Origin of the sequence: Alistipes putredinis DSM 17216, assembly GCF_000154465.1 — a bacterium.
Classification (GTDB): domain Bacteria; phylum Bacteroidota; class Bacteroidia; order Bacteroidales; family Rikenellaceae; genus Alistipes; species Alistipes putredinis.
In genome coordinates this window covers 1-1,499 of sequence record NZ_DS499572.1, presented here as the reverse complement: position 1 = coordinate 1,499, position 1,499 = coordinate 1, and the positions used below count along the sequence as shown (strand labels likewise).

The 1,499-nt window shown below is 43.0% G+C and carries 1 protein-coding gene and 1 pseudogene; one reads left to right on the top strand and one right to left on the bottom strand.

Annotated elements, in window-relative coordinates; genetic code table 11:
• Window positions 1-219: 219 nt before the first annotated feature.
• Window positions 220-549 carry a hypothetical protein gene (locus ALIPUT_RS00030; protein ID WP_004327465.1) on the bottom strand — a complete coding sequence of 110 codons (330 nt, stop codon included), beginning with the start codon at window positions 547-549 and terminating at the stop codon, window positions 220-222.
• A 287-nt stretch (window positions 550-836) separates the two neighbouring features.
• Here ALIPUT_RS00030 and ALIPUT_RS00025 point away from each other — a divergent pair.
• Window positions 837-1,499: pseudogene (locus ALIPUT_RS00025) on the top strand (ParA family protein); the annotation flags it as partial.

Sequence of the window (1,499 nt, the reverse complement as noted above, 5' to 3'; positions counted from 1 at the left end):
TCTTCGTATCGCTGATAAAAATCAAACCTCTGTAAATGCAATCTCTTGCTGAATGTCAGATAAATTTCGTACTTTGCCATGAGTTATTTTTGCTCATTCCTCCGAAAGTCACTTTCCAGGGTGTTCGGAGGAATTTTTAATTCCTGTAGCTAAGATATGAAATTTTTATCACATTGACAATCAATTTGTTATAATTTTAAGCCTATTTCGCGACTGTCCCTACTTACCTTTTCTTAATTCATCAAGCCTCTGCATCGCACCGCTGAACTTCTCACCAAACATCATATCATCGGGCAAAACAAACCAGGTGGGAATACCTCTCGACTGTGGATTACCTATACATTCATCTTGCCCGTTCTGTTTGCGGTAATCGTCCCATTCACTATAAGCGATGTTCCAACGAATACCTAATTTATAGGTATTTTCCCATTTAATAATAGCCAGTGAATAGGCCGGATCATCTTTGCCGTCATAAATCACTTCTACAACTTCAACCACCCCTTTAGGGGAATTTATAAACTTCGGATTTTTATACGAATAAGTGCTCATGTCTTTTATTTTTTATTTATAGCACACAAAGATACTCAAAAACAAATATATACATATATACATACGTATGATTAACGTATAAAAACATTTATGGTTATTCTAATCTTTGATTAATTCCGGTACAGAAACAAAACGTACCGAAAGACGGAAACAGGATTTATTTCGGTACGCTTCCCCGATCGGTACAAAAAACACGCAAAAAACGAGAAATACTACTTTTAGTATTTTAGTATATTAGTATTTTAACTATATTTGCGGACATGACAACCATTTAAAAAACTGAATTTATGAGCAAAGCAAAAGTAATCTCCGTATTGAATCACAAGGGGGGAGTAGGAAAGACCACAACCACGATCAACCTGGGCGGCGCGTTACGTCAAAAAGGGTACAAGGTTCTTTTGATCGACCTTGACGGGCAGGCCAACCTGACCGAATCGCTGGGCTTCTCCGCGGAGCTTCCCCAAACGATCTACGGCGCGATGAAAGGCGAATACGACCTGCCGATCTACGAGCATAAGGACGGTCTTAGCGTCGTTCCCTCCTGCCTGGATCTCTCGGCCGTTGAAACGGAGTTAATCAACGAGGCCGGGCGGGAACTTATCTTAGCCCACCTTATCAAGGGCCAAAAGGAAAAATTCGATTATATCCTGATCGACTGCCCCCCCCCTCGCTGTCGCTGCTCACGCTTAACGCACTGACGGCCTCGGATCGGTTGATTATCCCGGTTCAGGCTCAATTCCTGGCAATGCGTGGAATGGCCAAACTTATGCAGGTCGTCCACAAGGTGCAGCAACGTTTGAACTCGGATCTTTCGATCGCCGGGGTCCTGATAACCCAGTACGACGGAAGAAAGAACCTGAACAAGAGCGTTTCGGAACTGGTACAGGAAACATTCCAGGGCAAAGTGTTCAGCACCCATATACGAATCCACCACAGGCGAGAAATGGTCG